This is a genomic window from Clostridioides sp. LIBA-6622, from assembly GCF_056716095.1.
On sequence record NZ_CP196998.1, the window covers coordinates 1,460,107 to 1,476,424 of the forward strand.

Annotated in this window: 15 protein-coding genes; 8 read left to right on the top strand and 7 right to left on the bottom strand. The window is 27.5% G+C overall.

The features are described from left to right. Positions 1-100: 100 nt before the first annotated feature. The gene (locus tag ACTG47_RS07010; RefSeq protein WP_479926600.1) at positions 101-1,357 is read left to right on the top strand and encodes a competence/damage-inducible protein A; all 1,257 of its coding nucleotides are present in this window, start codon (positions 101-103) and stop codon (positions 1,355-1,357) included. Between the two features lie 69 nt (positions 1,358-1,426). Then, a complete protein-coding gene (locus ACTG47_RS07015) occupies positions 1,427-2,206 on the top strand; it encodes an HAD family hydrolase (RefSeq protein ID WP_479926601.1) in 780 nt (259 codons plus the stop codon). Between the two features lie 191 nt (positions 2,207-2,397). Here ACTG47_RS07015 and ACTG47_RS07020 read toward each other — a convergent pair whose 3' ends face one another. Both ACTG47_RS07020 and ACTG47_RS07025 read right to left on the bottom strand, forming a co-directional pair. After that, positions 2,398-2,982 (bottom strand): zinc dependent phospholipase C family protein, encoded by a 585-nt coding sequence (locus tag ACTG47_RS07020; protein ID WP_169465455.1) that lies wholly within the window; start codon positions 2,980-2,982, stop codon positions 2,398-2,400. Positions 2,983-3,181: 199 nt separating this feature from the next. Then, complete coding sequence (locus ACTG47_RS07025) at positions 3,182-4,618, bottom strand: sigma-54 interaction domain-containing protein (RefSeq protein WP_479926602.1); 1,437 nt, start codon at positions 4,616-4,618, stop codon at positions 3,182-3,184. Positions 4,619-4,942: 324 nt separating this feature from the next. Here ACTG47_RS07025 and ACTG47_RS07030 point away from each other — a divergent pair, with 324 nt between their 5' ends. Then, positions 4,943-5,887 (top strand): DMT family transporter, encoded by a 945-nt coding sequence (locus ACTG47_RS07030; RefSeq protein ID WP_479926603.1) that lies wholly within the window; start codon positions 4,943-4,945, stop codon positions 5,885-5,887. 245 nt (positions 5,888-6,132) lie between these two features. On the opposite strand, the gene mnmL is transcribed toward ACTG47_RS07030, so the two are convergent. Further along, positions 6,133-7,068, bottom strand: a complete 936-nt coding sequence (mnmL, locus tag ACTG47_RS07035) for a tRNA modification radical SAM protein MnmL/YtqA (protein WP_479926604.1) — start codon at positions 7,066-7,068, stop codon at positions 6,133-6,135. Positions 7,069-7,187: 119 nt separating this feature from the next. Beyond that, positions 7,188-7,736, bottom strand: coding sequence for a DUF308 domain-containing protein (locus ACTG47_RS07040; RefSeq protein ID WP_479926605.1), 549 nt, complete (start codon positions 7,734-7,736; stop codon positions 7,188-7,190). Positions 7,737-7,888: 152 nt separating this feature from the next. Here ACTG47_RS07040 and ACTG47_RS07045 point away from each other — a divergent pair, with 152 nt between their 5' ends. Next, positions 7,889-8,317, top strand: coding sequence for a DMT family transporter (locus ACTG47_RS07045; protein WP_479926606.1), 429 nt, complete (start codon positions 7,889-7,891; stop codon positions 8,315-8,317). 73 nt (positions 8,318-8,390) lie between these two features. After that, positions 8,391-9,059: a Dph6-related ATP pyrophosphatase gene (locus ACTG47_RS07050; protein WP_479926607.1), complete on the top strand. Its 669-nt coding sequence runs from the start codon at positions 8,391-8,393 to the stop codon at positions 9,057-9,059. A 109-nt stretch (positions 9,060-9,168) separates the two neighbouring features. Here the strand turns inward: ACTG47_RS07050 and ACTG47_RS07055 are convergent, their stop codons facing one another. Then, positions 9,169-10,524 (bottom strand): MATE family efflux transporter, encoded by a 1,356-nt coding sequence (locus tag ACTG47_RS07055; protein ID WP_479926608.1) that lies wholly within the window; start codon positions 10,522-10,524, stop codon positions 9,169-9,171. Between the two features lie 392 nt (positions 10,525-10,916). Here ACTG47_RS07055 and ACTG47_RS07060 point away from each other — a divergent pair, with 392 nt between their 5' ends. From ACTG47_RS07060 to ACTG47_RS07070, 3 genes are all read left to right on the top strand, one after another. Further along, positions 10,917-11,672 (top strand): DUF1835 domain-containing protein, encoded by a 756-nt coding sequence (locus ACTG47_RS07060; protein ID WP_479926609.1) that lies wholly within the window; start codon positions 10,917-10,919, stop codon positions 11,670-11,672. A 19-nt stretch (positions 11,673-11,691) separates the two neighbouring features. Then, positions 11,692-12,264 carry a DUF4145 domain-containing protein gene (locus ACTG47_RS07065; protein WP_479926610.1) on the top strand — a complete coding sequence of 191 codons (573 nt, stop codon included), beginning with the start codon at positions 11,692-11,694 and terminating at the stop codon, positions 12,262-12,264. Between the two features lie 97 nt (positions 12,265-12,361). Further along, positions 12,362-12,799, top strand: a complete 438-nt coding sequence (locus ACTG47_RS07070) for an HTH domain-containing protein (protein ID WP_479926611.1) — start codon at positions 12,362-12,364, stop codon at positions 12,797-12,799. A gap of 166 nt (positions 12,800-12,965) precedes the next feature. Here the strand turns inward: ACTG47_RS07070 and ACTG47_RS07075 are convergent, their stop codons facing one another. After that, positions 12,966-13,976, bottom strand: a complete 1,011-nt coding sequence (locus ACTG47_RS07075; RefSeq protein WP_479926612.1) for a sugar ABC transporter substrate-binding protein — start codon at positions 13,974-13,976, stop codon at positions 12,966-12,968. Further along, entirely contained in the window at positions 13,976-16,192 is a 2,217-nt protein-coding gene (locus tag ACTG47_RS07080; RefSeq protein WP_479926613.1) for a bifunctional diguanylate cyclase/phosphodiesterase, read from the bottom strand. The genes ACTG47_RS07075 and ACTG47_RS07080 overlap by 1 nt, the downstream gene beginning before the upstream one ends. Positions 16,193-16,318 lie beyond the last annotated feature (126 nt).

Below are 16,318 nucleotides of genomic sequence, written 5' to 3' on the forward strand. Positions count from 1 at the left end.
AATTATTTTTTAACTTTATTTATGTTATTATTTTTGCTAAAATTATTGTTATGAACTTAAGACTAGTCTTAATGGCTATAAAATCAAGGAGTGATAAATTTTGAAAGCTGAAATAATAAGTGTAGGAACAGAAATATTATTAGGAGATATAGTAAATACAAATTCTCAGTTTTTGGCTAAAGAACTTGCATCATTGGGTATAGAAGTATACCATCAGAGTACAGTTGGAGACAATAAGCAAAGACTTTTAGAATGTTTTGATGAAAGTTTAAAGAGAAGTGATTTAGTAATTACTACTGGTGGTCTTGGACCAACTGGTGATGATATGACAAAAGAAACTGCAGCAGAATATTTTGGTCAGGAACTAGAATTACATAAACCATCATTAGAAGTTTTGGAATCTTTCTTCATTAAAACAGGAAGAAAAATGGCTGAAAACAATATGAAACAAGTATATTTTCCAAAAGAAGCTATAGTGCTAAAAAATAATAATGGGACAGCTCCAGGAGCAATTTTAAAGAAAAATGATAAAAGCATAATAGTGTTACCTGGGCCACCAAGAGAAATGAAAGCTATGTTTAATGAGAGTGTTAAACCTTACTTACAACAATTTACAAATGAAATGTTAGTATCTAAAACTCTAAGACTATATGGAATAGGGGAGTCAAATCTAGAATTAGAAATTCTAGATATAATTGATGAACAAACCAATCCAACAGTTGCTTTGTATGCAAAGGAGTTAGAAGTTACAATAAGAATAACTGCAAAGGCTAAAAATGAAAAAGATGCTTTTGAATTAATAAAGCCAGTAGAAGAAAAAATAAAAAATAGAGTTGGTAAATATATATATACTGAAGGTGATATTTCAGTATCTGAAGGAGAGACTGCATTAGAAGATGCTGTTGCTAAACTTCTTGTAGAAAAAAACTTAACAATAGCAGTTGCAGAATCTTGTACTGGAGGTTTAGTTTCTTCATCTCTTATAAACTATTCAGGAATATCTTCTGTGTTTCTTGAAGGTTGTGTAACATATTCGAACGAGGCTAAAATGAAAAGATTAGGTGTAAAAAAAGAAACTTTAGAAGAGTTTGGAGCAGTAAGTGAGCAAACAGCAATAGAAATGGCTGAGGGCGTTGCTAAAGGGCTGGAAGCTAATATAGGTATATCTACAACTGGAGTAGCAGGACCTGGTGGAGGAACTGAGGAAAAGCCTGTGGGGTTAGTTTATACTGCAATATATATAAATGGTAAAACAGTAGTGAAAAAAAATATATTTAATGGAGATAGAAGAAAGATAAGATTAAGAGCTACTAGAGATTTACTTAATGAATTGAGAATACAATTAGAAAAGCTTTAAATTATTATGATATTGGATATATTTAAAGTATTAGTATAATATAAAATCATTTTTGGAGGCTTTTAATTTATGATAAAACATATATTTTGTGATTTAGATGGAACTCTGTATGAAAATGGAACTATAACCAAAGAAGACATATCAGCAATTGAAGAAGTGGAAAAAAAGGGAGTGCAGTTTAATGTTGCTACAGGTAGAATATTTAAACAAGCTCGTAATATTATCAAAGACAATTTAGATATGAATGGATACTATATATGTGAAAATGGTTCATTTATACATGATAAAGATTATAATGTGATTTTTAAAAGAACTATAGACGACAATTTAGTGAAAAAAGTTATTGATAGGTTTGAGTCAAGTGATGCACAATTGTACTTTAAATATAAGGGTGATGTAATTGTAGGTAGTGATACAACTGCTTTTAGACACTATTCTAGTGACTTCATAGTGGACCCTGATTTTGAGAAAAGAGGTAGCTTTGATAATCTTATAGGAAACATAGGAGTATGTTCTGAAAACTTAGAAGAGTTATCTAGAGTAGAATTGTATCTAAAAAGTGAGTTCAGTGAAGTATTAGAAATATATTTTTCTGGGACATATACTTTAAATATAGTTCCTAAAAGTGTCTCAAAAAGAGGAAGTATAGAATATGTAATAAAAACTTTAAATGTAAGTAAAGATGAGGTTGCTACTATTGGAGATTCTCCAAACGATATTTGCATGTTGGAAGGATTTAAGTACAGTTTTGCGATGTCCAAAGGAAGGGAAGAAGTAAAACAAAGTGCAAACTATGTAGTGGATAGTGTAAAAAATGCCATTGATGTTATAATGGAGATAAATAGTTAAATACAGGATTTATAGAGTTAATAAAAAATTAATGGTTTATATTTTCCTATAAATATATTAAGTAATAAATTTTAGAGAGTTTGTTTATTTAATATAAAAAATGACTGTTCTAAAGAATTATAAAATTATTTTTTATATTCTATAGAGCAGTCATTTTGATTATCTTAACTATAAGTTTAAAAGTTCTTAAATTAACCACAATTTGCTATATGATATGATTTTATTGTATTAGATAAAATAGCATCCAATATATAATTTATAACACTATTACAAGTATAAGCTGAAAACTTTAAATCATTCATATAGTCAGTTTTCTTTTTATATTCATTATAAAGTTTAGTAAAAAATTTCTCAAAGCCGTTATTTATAGTAGTACCTTTAATTTTAGACAAATCAACATCTTTTGCAAATGCTCCAAGTTCTCTTTCATAAGTGACATGTTTATTTAAACTATGCTTAAATTCCCAGCGTTCACTATGAGCTACACAGAAAAAATCGCATAGAAAGTGACATATAACTCCTAGCTCTTGGCTAAGTCTACTTACTGAAAAATATTTAGAAAGACTATCTATAGTAAGACTACACAAATAGTTTATTTTAGAAACAACCATATTAAATGACTCGTCTAAATAATGTTTTTTTAATTTATATTTAGAAAAAGCATCTGGTTTTATATTGCCATAGATAAAGTTTTTTTCACTTATAAAGAATGTTTTATTTTCATCTATATTATCAAGTATTGATTTTGCCATAATAAAATGAGTATTCATTAACATATTTACACCTCGTATAGTTTGTTAGACTTATTAAATATATTATTATGATATGATATTTATGATAAAAGTTTAATGGTAAATATATGAAACTAAGTCAATCATATTTATTTAAATAATTTCAACCATATTCATAATACCAGTAAATAGCCAAATTTACAATATGTAAATAGTGTTAAGTTTTTGTTTATCAAATTTAAAATTAAGTATTAGTATACTTTCTAATTAACCTACTAGCTTTAGATTGTGACATTTCAAGGTGTTTAGCTACTTTATAAGAGCTACCAAATTTTTCATAAGCATCCAAAATTATATTTTTTTCATACTCCATAATTAAAGTGTCAAAATTTTTATTCTTATAATCAATGGATATTGAATCAGATACTATAACTCTATCAATTTGAGATATATTCCTTTTATTTTCACTACTGTCAATTATTACATTTTTTATAAGAATATTTGGTAAATCATCTATTGTTATATGATTATTTGTGCAAGTAAGTAGTATTTTTTGAATTATATTTTGTAATTCCCTTATATTACCTGGAAATCTATAATTTGCAATAATATCTATAGCCTCTTTAGAAATAGTTTTATTTAGATTAAAGTCACTTGAATACCTATTAAAATAATATTTTATAATCTCTACTAGATTATCTTTTCTTTCTCTAAGAGGAGGTAATTTTATTTCTATAACATTTAATCTATAATACAAATCTTCTCTAAATTTTTTTTCTTTTACTTTTGAAATTAAATCAGCATTTGTGGCAGATATAATCCTTATGTCGACTTTTTTATTTTTTAAACTTCCAACTGGGGTAAAAGTTTTATCTTGTATTAATTGCAAAAATTTTGCTTGTAAATTTTGTGGTATATCTCCTATTTCATCTAGGAAAAGAGTACCTCCATCAGCTAATTCCACAAGTCCAACCTTACCCTTGGTACTTGCACCTGTAAAAGCACCTGAAGTATATCCGAAAAGTTCAGATTCAAGGAGTTGTGGAGATATAGTTGCACAATTTATGGTTATAAATGGTCCATTAGCTCTGTTACTGTTGTGATGTATATATCTAGCAAGTGAACTTTTTCCTGTTCCAGATTCTCCTAAAAGAAGAACACTTACATCTGTTTTAGAAACATGATTTACTGTATTTATTATGGGTCTCATAACTAGGCCATCCATAATTACAGTATCTTCAATTCTAAGAGCAGTTCTATATAATGTTTCCACTTCAGATTTATATTTTTTTACTTGTTTTTTTGTATCTTCAAGTTTATTCTTTATATTATTAAGTTCAGTTATATCTCTACAATTCTCAACAGTAAATTCTAAGTCTCCATTTTCATCAAATACAGGGGTGGCAGTTATAATGAGTTTTTTTCCTGTTTGAGTATCTTGTTCTAGTGAAAATTTAGATTTTGTTTTTAGTACAACTGGTATGGGACTTTTTGTTGAATATCCAGATTCCTCTAAAAAAGAAACGTTTTTCCCTAAAATATCCTCTTTTTTTAGACCATAATTTTCTTCAAATGCTTTATTACAATATATTATTATGCCTTTATTATCAGAGGCACATATTTCGTCATGAGAAGCCTCTAATATCTTTTGGTAAAACTCCAAATCTAATTCAAAATTCATTTTTCCGTTGTCCTCCTAAAATTTTAATGATATATTAAAATAGGTTTAATTTATTAAATATAATTAAAATTTAATATTTATATAATGTATAAGTTTCAGTCTATTTTAACTTTGAATAAGTTATATATAACTTATTTTACAATTAAAACAAGTCCAAAGCAACTTAAAGTAGATATAAGGGGAATATGAAAAATTTAAAATTTTATTAGTATTGTTGAAAATACTAGACTTTTGGTGTCGATATATATTAGATTAAAGTGGCATAATTTTTGCTTAACAAAAACGGTGTGCATTGACTTAAATAAAATTAGAGGGGAATTTAAAATGGGAGAAAAAAGTAAAGGGTATGTATTTATAGCAACAGCAGGAATATTATGGGCTACACTTGGATTATTTGGAAAGTTTTTGATGGGAAGTGGGTTGACATCAGAACAAGTAGCATTTACAAGATTGTTTTTTGGATTTATAGTTTTAGGAGCATATTCTTCTATAAGGACACCACATATTTTAAAAATAAATAAAAAAGGAATCATATATTCAATAATAATAGGTATTATATGTCAAGCTATGTTTAACTTATGTTATTTTAAAGCGATTGAAACTGTAGGTGTATCAGTAGCAGCAGTTTTGTTATACACTTCACCATTATTTTTAGCAGTATTTTCAAAAATCTGTTATAAAGAGAGTATTACTAGAAGTAAAGTAATTTCACTTATTTTTTGTTTTATGGGTGCAGTTATGGCAGTGACTGGTGGAAGTTTAGATTTTCAAAATTTAAGTGCTTTTGGACTTTTACTTGGTATATTATCAGCAGTAGCATATGCACTTATGCCAACTATTAGTAAAAATGCCTTGAAAGAGTTTTCAAGTTCAACAATATTAGTGTACAGTTTCTTATTTGGAGCTATTTTTATGATTCCATCTGCTAGACCTTGGGAGATATTATATTATGCTAAAGATTTAAATATTTTATCTTGTATGTTAATGTTAGGTATTGTACCAGCAGCACTTGCATATATTTTTTATGCAGCAGGCATATCTAAGGGAGTAGAGCTATCTGTTGCAGGTGTTGTGGCGTCAGTAGAGTTAGTTGGTTCTGTAATAATTGGTTGTACTATATTAGGAGAAAGTTTTTCTTTATGGAAGCTATTTGGGGTGATGTTAATGTTAATATCAGCAGTAGTAGCACTTAATATTTCTTATGATGGAATAAGAATGTTTTATAAATCCAATAAGTTAAAGCAGATTGAGAAAACAGAAAGTATTTAGAGTTAGAGGTTTAAAAAGTATTGAGATTTAAAAAACATTGAAATTAATAATATTACATAAATTTATAGGCAATTGTAGTTAATTTAGAAATATAAATTAAATTTTTTATTATAGACTATATAAATATACAAATTAATATATTGTTTTATAAATACTAAATAACTATAGAGAGCATTATATTTACATAACACTTTCTATAGTTATCATTATTTTGAGATTGTTTTATGTGTAATAAGTATATATAATTAAACAAACTTGCAACCTTGATAAGAATTTCTAGCCTTCAAGGTATCATCAATTTGATTTAAAATTTCCCATTTTTTTAGACTCCATAAAGGACCAACCAGTTCATCTCTTTTGCCATCACCAGTAAGTCTATGAATTATCATAGTTTCAGGAAGTATTTCTAATTGGTCACATACAAGATTTATATATTCATCTTGTTCCATAAGAGTTAGCATACCATTTTGTAGCATCTTTTCCATAGGAGTGTCTTTTATAACATGTAATAAATGAATTTTTATGCCATCTACACCCATTTTACCCACAGCCTTTGCAGTTTCCATCATCATATTATAATCTTCACCAGGAAGACCATTTATAATGTGTACAACAACCTTTATATTTTTAGCCTTAAGTTTTTCAACACCTTCTATAAATGATTTATAATCATGCCCTCTATTTATAGTTTTAGATGTGGAATCATGAATTGTTTGAAGACCAAGTTCAACCCATAAATTAGTTCTTTTATTTAGTTCAGATAAGTATTCTACAACATCATCTGGTAAACAGTCAGGTCTTGTTGATATTGAAAGACCTATGACATCATCAAGTTCTAATATAGTTTCATACTTTTCTTTTAAAGTTTCAAGAGGAGCATACGTATTTGTATATGCTTGAAAATAACCAATGTATTTCGCATGAGACCATTTTTTTAACATCATTTCTCTTATATTATAAAATTGACTAATAAGATTATCTTTAGGGTTACCAGCAAAGTCACCTGAACCTTCCTTGCTACAATAGGTACATCCGCCATAGCCAATACTTCCATCAATGTTTGGGCAAGTAAATCCTGCATTTATTGATACCTTAAAAACTTTTTCTCCAAAAGTTTTTCTAAGATAATAATTCCAAGTATGATACCTTTTATTGTCAAAAGCATATTTAAATTTATCCAAAGTAATCACCTATTTCTAATAAAATTGTACACAGAACTTGTACAAAAAACATATTACCATAAATATATAACTTAAACAAATTCTATTTTAAGTAATATAAAAATAATGCAAGAAAATAATTAATATTTTCTTGCATTATTTCCAGAAAATAGTAGAACTAGTCCAAATAATATTATAAAAAAGGACATTATTGATACTATAAATCTAGATAGAAAAAGTGGAGACAATATAAGGCATATACCAAATAGAGCCTTAATTATATTCCAAGTTGTAAATTTAGAATATGGATTATTCTTGCTACTTACAAATGCTACTAGTTGATTAAATATTAAATAAAATCCTAAAAATAATGAAAATATACTTTGTATTTTTTGGGGAAATATAAAAAGTAATATACATGCAATTACTAAAATCCATTGAACATTAGTAGAGGGTTTAATTTCTTCTTTGGTAGCATATCTTTTTAATTCATTTATATTTTTTAGATTTAAATATGCAAAGAATAAAAGAGCAATACCAAAAGTCCAAGAAATTAATTTTATCCCTAATGTCTTAAATGTAAGACATAATACTCCCAACACAATGAGTAATACTCCCATTAACATAAATTTAGTAGCATTTTCTTTTTTATTAAAGTTATTAAAATCAATATTAAAATTTGTGTACATAAAATCACCTCCAAAATCAATAGAACAATTATAACAGAAATTTATATTCAAATAAAGTCATTAAGTATAAAAATTAAACTGTTCTTAGTAATTAATTGATAGGTTGTATCATAAACTTTTATTAATAGAATTATATAGGAGGAGGTTTGTCCATGACAAAATTATGGGCAATAATATTTGCATTATTAGCAGGTGGCTCTACTGCTCTTGAAGCCTTTATAAATGGAGAACTGGGAAAAAGTACAACAGCGTTAATTGCAACATTTATAAGCTTAACTGTAGGGGCAATATTTTTTTTGGTAAGTATAATAGTTACAGGTGATTTAAAGTATTTGGTATCTATAAATGGTTTTAACTATAAGTTATTACTAGGAGGAGTATTTGGTGGACTAATAATATATTTTACAGTAAAAGCAATTCCAAATTTAGGAGTATCAAATACACTCATATTAACACTTGTATCTCAAGTTCTAGTTGGTTTTTTTATTGATAGTGTGATTTTAGGACAAGAAACAATGCATTTATACAAGTACATAGGTGTTATACTTCTAATATTGGGAACATTTTTTATAGTAAATTAGCGATTTAAAGTACTATATAATTTGCTATATAACTCAGATATTTGGTATAATTATGGTAACAAAACAAAGTTAGATGAAAGAGGTGTTGGAATTGGCTGATGAAAAATTTGTAATGTCATTTAGTGGTGGTAAAGATAGTATATTAGCATTAAATCGAATGTTGAAAAAAGGATACAAGCCTGTAGCACTCTTGACAACTATAAGTGAAGAACATGGAAAATCATGGACACATAATTTAGAATATAATATGCTTAAACAGGTAAGTAGCAATATAGGATTACCTTTATTAGTTGCTGAGTGTGGAGTAGAAGGATATGAGGAGAGTTTTGAGAGAGCTTTAATAAAAGCTAAAAATATGGGAGCAACAATATGTGCATATGGAGATATAGACATAGAAAGTCATAGAAAATGGGATTCTGATAGATGTGATGCAGTTGGTATGAAGGTAAGTCTACCATTGTGGCAAGAGAGCAGAGAAAATCTAGTGTATGAATTTATTGAGAGTGGATTTTGTAGTATTGTAACAAAAGTAAACTTAAAGTATCTAGGAGAGGAATTCTTAGGAGAAAAATTGACTAGAGAGCTTGTGAAAAAGATAAAAGATGAAGGTGCAGACCCATGTGGAGAACATGGAGAATATCATACATTTGTAGTGGATGGTCCAATATTTAAAAAACCTGTAGAGTATGAAGTGAAAGGAACTTCAACAAAAGATGGTTATGGATATTTAGAAATAAAATAATTACATAAATAAAATACCTATTATATAATCATAGTTTTTGCAGAGGTCTAATATTTGCAAGATTGTATAATAGGTATTTTTTATTTTATATATTTTTATATAATATTTTTTAAGCAACCTTATTTAGATTCGAGTCTAATGTAGAAAAATTCTTTTTTAAGAAGATTATTGATAAAATAAGGCATATAAATTCTGAAACAATAGTAGTCATCCATATTCCTTGACCACCAAATATTAGTATCATTGAAATTAGACTTAGAACAACTATTACAAGTCCTCTACCAAGAGATATAACAGTAGAAATTGATGGTTTTTCTACTGATACAAAGAATCCAGAAATTATTACATTAATTCCTACAAGTAAGAAAGATATAGAGAATATTTTAAATACACGAATTCCTTCATTGAATAGTATAGTTTCATTTGGGTGTATGAATAAAGAAACTATTGGTTCTGCAAAAGTCATACAAATTGCAAATACAGCAATTGATGCTATTACGGTAGCTTTTATTCCCATCTTTAATAATTTTTTTACATTATCTATATTTCCTGCTCCATAATAAAAACTAGTAAGTGGTTGCATACCCTGGGTTATACCCATCATAGTCATAAGTACTAATGTATTTATATAGTTTATAACACTGTAATAAATAAGAGCACTTTCACCAATATATTTAGTAAGACTCAAGTTAAAAAGTAAGACAACTATACCACAACTTAGTTCAGTAGTCGAATCAGGGAAACCTATAAATATAATTTTTCTAAGTGTTTTGAAATCGACCTTAAATTTTGAAAAATTCAAAGTTGAGTTTTTTCTTAAAAAATGTATCAAGAAAAAAATAGTAGAAAATACTTGAGATAGACCTGTAGCAATACCAGCACCTTTTACACCCCATCCAAATTCAATTACAAATAAGTAATCAAGTACGATGTTTGTAAGAGCAGATATTATTACACCAGCAGTAGCTAATATTGGGAATCCATCAGTTTTTATTATAACTTCTAGGGAGTAAGATACTATAAAGAAGCCGTTAAAAAATATTATTATTCCTAGATAATCTTTAACCATACCAATTGTAGATTCTGTGGCTCCTAAAAATAATGCTAATCTATCCAAGTTAAAAAAAGTTATAGCTAAAATAATTATAGACAATATAACTATTGATACTAAATTAAATGAAAATACTTCATTTGCAGATTTAATATCTTTTTTGCCCAGATAAATTGCAATTATAGTAGATGCACCAGTTGAAAATAACAGAGAAACTGCAAATATAAAATTAATAAAGGGCATTGAGATGTTGACAGCAGCTAAAGCTAATTCACCAACTCCTTTACTTACAAATATTCCATCAACCATTGTATATAATGAGAAAACCCACATTGCAACTACAGATGGTGCTAGGTATTTAAAAAACCTCTTACCTAGGCTCATGTTTTCATTTATAGATATCTTCGTATCCATTTATTACCACTCCTTGTAAATCTATTATAAAAATATTAAACTATTAATAATTTTATTTCTAGTATAAATGATAAACTATGGTATAGTACTAATGTCAACAGTAAATAGTAAATAATTATAAATTTTATTAAATAATAGTAATTTCAGGTGTTTTATAAGTAGATTTTATTATCTATATTACTGACATAAAACTGACTATTATTTGAATAGTATTTTGCTTATATTTTCAGATGCTTCTTTGTCTATTTCATCTAATAAGTGAGAATATCTATTCACAGTTACTTTTATGTCTGTATCTCTTAATCTTTCAAAAATAATCTAGAATTGTTTAACAAGTACAGTTTATATATTATAATAAAATAAATTATTAATTATACAGGGAGGTGAGTTGTATGGCACACATATGTTTTGATGAAGTTTGCTATTATATATTAAAAGAAGCAATGAAGCTAAAGTTAATACCACATAATAAAATTGTAGTATTTGAAGATGATTTATCAATAGGTGATATTTCAGATGTAAATAATTATGAATTAAGAAAAAATATTTTTAAAATTAGAGCTGATTTTGAAAATAATCCTAAACTATTATTCAAGTCAAATTTATTAGAAGATAGAAGCTTGGTAAAACATAGAGATATAATAATATGGTGTGCAAATAACTCAAGAGATTTATGTGGGGTATATTATATAGTGAGTAAGTTTCAAGATAAAAACATAAAAATTGTACTAATAGATGAAAAAAAGATAGAAGATGGTATAATTAAATATTCGTTTACTAGTGAAATGTCTCCAAAAGATTCTACTTTCTTTTTAAACAAAGCATCAGAAGTTAACTTTAATGAAAAGCTAGAAATTAAAAATAAATGGAATGTATTAGTTAAAGAAAATACTATTTTTAGAGCATTGATAGGAAAAGAAATTAAAAGTGTTGAAGAAACTTATTTTGATAAATATATACTAAAAAATATTAGTGATAGATGGAAGCCTTTAATTGAAGCTGTTGCAGAATCTATGTTTGAAGATGAAATGCGTGTAAAAGATTGGTTTATACTTTGGAGAATAATGGATTTGGTAAACTTAAAAATAGTAGAAATTAAAGGAAGTAAAGATGATTTATATTCTGATACTGAAATAAGAAAAATTTAAGTATTTGGAGGTGAAGATAGTGAACTTTTGGGAAGGCATAGACAATGAATTGTTAGGTAAAAACTACACTTGTGGATATTGTGGTTGTTATGTAGGAAGTGAAAAAGGTTATGAAGGTATTTGTCGCACTAGCCTAGAAAAAGAGGTTGAAATAAGCATATATTTATGTCCTAGTTGTGGTAATCCAACGTATTTTGACAAGGACAATAGACAGTATCCAATGTCCAAAGCTGGGAATGATGTACTACATATTAATAATAAAGATGTTGAAAATTTATATGAAGAAGCACGAAATTCATTTAGTGTAAATGCATTTACATCAGTAGCTTTATGTTGCAGAAAGTTACTAATGAATGTAGCAGTACATTTAGGTGCTGAAGAAAACAAGACATTCATATTTTATGTTGAGTGGCTTGATAAAAAGAATTACATATTGCCTAATTCTAAAAAATGGGTGAACCAAATAAGAAAGATAGGAAATGAAGCTACTCATGAAATTTGTATTGTAAGTGAGGAAGATGCTAAGAAGACATTAATTTTCACTGAAATGTTGTTGAAGATAGTCTATGAATTTCCAGCTATGGCAGAATAATAGGGATTAGATGTATTTTAAGGACAAATAAAGTACTTTGTTATAAATGTGTACAGTATAAAAAATCTTATTTAAGGTTTAGAGGGGATTAATTGGGATGGAAGTAAAAAAAATAGATAGTGATTACATAGAGGATTTGCTTAATAAATTGATTGATGAATATCATATAGATGAAAATATCTTATCAAATTTATTTGGAGTAGACATAGAAAAAATAAGAGAGTATAAGATATATGAAAGCGAATTTACAGAAGATTTAGATGTATGGTCAAAAAAAATAAATGTAGTTCTACAACTTGAATATGTCATGGATGTTGACTTAGACTCTAGACTGAGATGTATTTTAAGTCTTTTGACTAATATGTACAATCTTAATACTGAATTTATAGCTAAGGCTTCAAATGTTGAGGAAAAATACATAATAGATTTTATAAAGGGGGTAGATTGTATACCAGTAGAAATGAAGTATAGTATATGTGCTACAGCTATGAACTTAAGCTTAATATTTAAAAATTATGAATATCAAAGTTTATAAGAAAGAATTTGTGCTTATAGAAACTTTGGTATTTAAAATAAAAAAGTGAACTCTTTTAAGAGTTCGCTTTTTTATACTAATAAATTATTATTTTAAGATAGACTATATTGATATTAAGTATTTGTAATAAAATATTTATAATCTTATATTTTTAGACACTTGAAGTTTAATTCTTTCCATAAACTTGTTCTTTAGTAAAGTAACCACTATTAATGAGTATTTTATCTAAATTCTCTCTAGTAACCAATTGACCAGTTATAAGGTTGGCTTTAATTGTACCACCACTTTGATTATCAAATTCTGAATTTACATTTATAGTTTCATTCCTTACCATATGAACTGCTTCATTTATAGCAGTACAAGCAAGCTGATTTAAATCCATATATATTGTGACATCTTGTGTACCTTCAACAATACGTTTAGCAGCATCTATTTCTGCATCCATACCAGTAATAACTACATGTTTTGAAATTCCTAATTCTTTTAATGCATCAACACATGCTCCTGCTATTTTATCATTTGGAGCAAGAATAGCATCTATATTGTTATTATTAGAACGGACTGCCTCAATGACCATTTTTTTCGCTTCATCAGGAGACCAACTTTTTACAGGAGCATCCAAAAGAACATTGATGTTATCTTTAATAGGAGAGATATATCTCATTGCTCCTTGGTATAATAATTTAGCATTATTATCACCAGAGTCACCTTGAAGTATAATATAATCGCCATCATAAACTATTTCTGAAAGATATTGACCTAATCTCTGTCCAATTCTACTACTATCATATCCTACAAAAAGGTCAACCTTTTCACCTAAAACAACACGAGCATAATTTATAACTGGTACATTTTTTTCCTTAGCATAATCTAGTATTTCTTTAACTTTATTTACATCACGTGGAGTAAGAATAAGTACATCAATTCCATTATCTATCATTTCAAAACAATCTTGCTTTTGTGTTTTTGGTTTGTCAGTTTGATTAAGACGTACTTCTATATCAGCTCCAAGTTTTTTAGCCTGTTGCTCCATATATTCTTTTTCATGTTGCCAACGTGTGGCACTTCCAACACCAAAAGAAACACCAATTTTTACATTTTGTTTTGCGTTTTCACACCCAGATAAACTAACTAAAAAAAGAACTGCTATACAAATCAAACATATAAGACGTTTCATTATATTTTTCCCTCCTGATAAAGTCTCTCAAAATCTTGTTCACTTATAGGTTTTGAATAGAAATAACCTTGTGCAATAGAACATCCAAATTCTCGCATAAGTTCTACATTTTCTATATTTTCAACTCCCTCTACTACCACTTTGATATTTAAACTTCTTGCCATATGAGTAATTGCAGCAAAAATGGCTTTTTGTCTATCACTATTTACAGTATCTTTTAAGAAGCCTCTATCAATTTTCAAAACATCTATATCCATATCTTTTAGCATATGTAATGAAGAATAACCAGAGCCAAAATCATCCATAGAAACTTGAAGCTTATTATCATGTACTTTGTTTATAAATTCTTCAATCATTTTATAATTATCAAAAATTATAGTTTCAGTAAGTTCTAATTCGATTAGATGAGGTGGCACTTTATACTCATCTAATTTTTGAAGAAGCACATCTAAAAAATCATTATTAAGAAAGTGCATGCGCGAAAAGTTAACAGAAATCGGGACACAATTTACACCTTTTTCTAAATTTCTCTTAATAAATTTTAAAGTCTTTTCAAAGATAGTCATGTCAACAGCTGTAATTAATCCAGTTTTCTCACATACTGAAATAAATTCACCAGGAGGTCTTAATTTCCCATCATTAGTTTTCCAACGTGCTAATGCTTCAGCACCAACTAACTTATGACTATTAATATCGACTTTAGGTTGATAGAAAGGAATAATCTCATCATTATCAAGTGCCTTTTCGATAGCTCTCTTTATTTGTTCATTATGAATCATCTGTTTATCAAACTTCTCAGAATAAATTTCCACTCTTTTATATCTCATACCTTTAATTTTTTGGGCTGCCATGTTTGCTTTATCAACCATAAGGTTGATGCTTTCATCGCAATTAGTAATTGGATATAAACCAGCAGAAAGGTATACTGTAACACCTTCTATCTTTAATTCTGAATCAAATAGGGAATTAAGTTTTTGTTCAGAGGCATCTTCTAGAAGAACAACAAAATGGTCACTATAAACTCTAGCAATTTGTTCATTTATAGAAAGTCTCTCAGTATAAATCTCACTAATTTTTCTTAAAATTTTATCTCCAACATCAAATCCGTAAAAGTTATTTATGTATTTAAAATTATCAATATCAAAAGTAAAAATATAATATTGCTTGTCTGTATTTGTGCGTAGGAGATTTTGTAAATCAAACATAAATTTTGTATATGTATTGCCTTGTGTAATAGTATCTACAAATGCAATTTTTTTCAACTTAGTCTGTTGTTTGTCTTTTAAATATAAAAAATATATCATGCTAAAACCAAAAAACATTACAACAGCTAATAAAATAAAATAGAATAGCTTAATAACAATGTTTGTATTTGCTGAAACTGCGTTAGTAGATACACTTGAGATTAAGTACCAATCGTAGACTTTATCTATAGGAGTATAAGCAGAAAAATATTTTTCACCATTTAGCTCTGTTTCCATAATACCTGAATGATTGTTTTTTATATCTTTTTCTAGACGCTTAGAAACCTCTGGGTTCTGTAAAAAAATCATTCTATAATAGTTGTCAGATTCTCGATTGTATATATCCTGTTCAGAACTTATAAGAATGTATCCTTGACTATTAATAATGTACATATGACCTTTTTCAGAAAACAGAGAAACTGAACAGAGATTATACATTTCTTTTAATGTGTATTGTTTTTGAATTGAGCCAATAACTTCTCCATGAGATTTTATGGGCACACTTATAACAAAAATATCTTCGCCATCTAATCTAGAAACTATCCGCTCAGATATGTTTTGAATCCCATCAGAAACTAGCTTAAAATAGTGTCTTCCTGAGATATCAAGTTCTCTGCCATTTGGAAAAGTCGCCTTTCCATCTTCTGATGCAAAGAAAAGTCTATCATCGTTTTTTTCTTTTGAGTAATTTAAAGCGATAGATTTTAAACTATCCTGACTTTTATCTTTCGATTGTGAAAATCTTTCTGACACTTGGTTGGAAACAAGGTCTAAATTATTAACCTCCATCATTAATTTATTTGTAATTACATCTTTATTTTGTGTTACAATTTCAGTTAAATTAATTTTAACATCTGATTGTAGTAAATATTGTACATAGTTCATTAGATAGAAAACTGCAATTGCCATTAAAATATCCACAAAAACTGTCAGTAAAAACGGAATATTCTTTAAATTTCTTGTTTTCCTCATATAGTAATCCTTTCTGTAGATGAAAGATGTTTTAAATAGTATCAGTATATCATCGATATAATTCATAGGCAATAAGATAAGTCAAAAATATATTTTAAAATAATGATTAGTTTATACAAAAAATAA